The organism is Methylobacterium gregans, assembly GCF_022179245.1.
GTDB lineage: Bacteria > Pseudomonadota > Alphaproteobacteria > Rhizobiales > Beijerinckiaceae > Methylobacterium > Methylobacterium gregans.
On record NZ_BPQM01000154.1, the window covers coordinates 1 to 1,570 of the forward strand.

Here is a 1,570-nt window from a genome sequence, read left to right on the forward strand (position 1 = left end):
TCGGCGTGGTCATCGTCGGTCCCCGACGGCCTTGGATGACGCTGGAGGCATGATCATCGGGCATCCGCCGACCGTTGTGATACAGAACAGAGGCAGTCACGGCGTGCCGAGTCCAACTGTACCGCTTCGTGACCAGCACATCTCGACCGGTGCCGCCTCGAACGTCTGCGCTGGAGCCGTTCTCGACCGCGCTCAATGCGAAAAATGCCGCCGTATCGTGACAGGGCCTCCGGCACCGGGCCGGCAACCGTTTCGCCGGAGAGCGCTCGCGCGACGAGCAGCACCACGCTCGTCAGGCGGCCTTCGCGACGGCGTCGACGACCTCGTCGACCACCGCGTTGACGAGCGCGCGGTCGTCGCCCTCCGCCATGACGCGGATCACCGGCTCGGTGCCGGAGGGCCGGATCACGAGCCGGCCGGCATTGCCGAGCCGCGCGCGCGCCTGGGCGATCGCCGTCACCACGCTGTCCTGGCGCAGCGGCTCGCCCGAGCGGTAGCGCACGTTCTTCAGGATCTGCGGCAGCGGATCGAAGCAGTGGCAGACCTCGCTCACCGGCCGGCCCTGCCGCTGCACCACGCTCAGCAGCTGCAGCGCCGCCACCAGCCCGTCGCCGGTCGTGGTGTAGTCCGACATGATGATGTGCCCGGACTGCTCGCCGCCCAGGTTGTAGCCGTGCTCGCGCATGTGCTCCAGCACGTAGCGGTCGCCCACCGCCGTGCGGGCCAGCGACAGGCCGATGCCGCCCAGATACCGCTCCAGGCCGAGGTTCGACATGATGGTGGCGACAATGCCCGGCTGGGCCAGCAGCGCGTCCTCCTTCCACGAGCGGGCGACCACCGCCATGAGCTGGTCGCCATCGACCACCTGCCCCTTCTCGTCCACGATCAGCACCCGGTCGGCGTCGCCGTCGAGCGCGATGCCGATGTCGGCCCGGCGCTCGCGCACCTTCTCGACGAGCGCGGCCGGTGCGGTCGAGCCCACCGCCCGGTTGATGTTGAAGCCGTCCGGCTCGGTGCCGATGGCGATGACCTCGGCGCCGAGCTCCCACAGCGTCTCGGGCGCGACGCGGTAGCCGGCGCCGTTGGCGCAGTCGACCACCACGCGCAGGCCGTCGAGGGTGACGTGGCGCGGCAGGGTGCGCTTGGCGAACTCGATGTAGCGGGCGTGCACGCTCTCGATGCGCTTGGCCCGGCCGAGGTCGTTCGCGCCGGCAAGCTTGGTGTTGCGGTCGCCGTCGATGAGCGCCTCGATGGCGCGCTCGACCTCGTCGTTGAGCTTGAAGCCGTCGGGTCCGAACAGCTTGATGCCGTTGTCCTCGAAGGGGTTGTGGGAGGCGGAGATCATCACGCCGAGATCGGCACGCATGGAGCGGGTCAGCATGGCGACGGCGGGGGTCGGCACGGGGCCGAGCTGGAGCACGTCCATGCCGACCGAGGTGAAGCCGGCGATCAGCGCGGTCTCGATCATGTAGCCCGACAGCCGCGTGTCCTTGCCGATGACGACCCGGTGGCGGTGATCGCCGCGCTGAAACACCAGACCCGCCGCCTGACCCACCTTCAGCGCCAGCTC

At 70.0% G+C, this 1,570-nt stretch carries 1 protein-coding gene; it reads right to left on the bottom strand.

Annotated features, from left to right (window positions below; all coding sequences use genetic code 11):
* Nucleotides 1-292: 292 nt before the first annotated feature.
* Nucleotides 293-1,570, bottom strand: a 1,278-nt coding sequence (gene glmM, locus MFF54_RS25095; protein ID WP_238306922.1) for a phosphoglucosamine mutase, incomplete at its 5' end; no start/stop codon positions are given.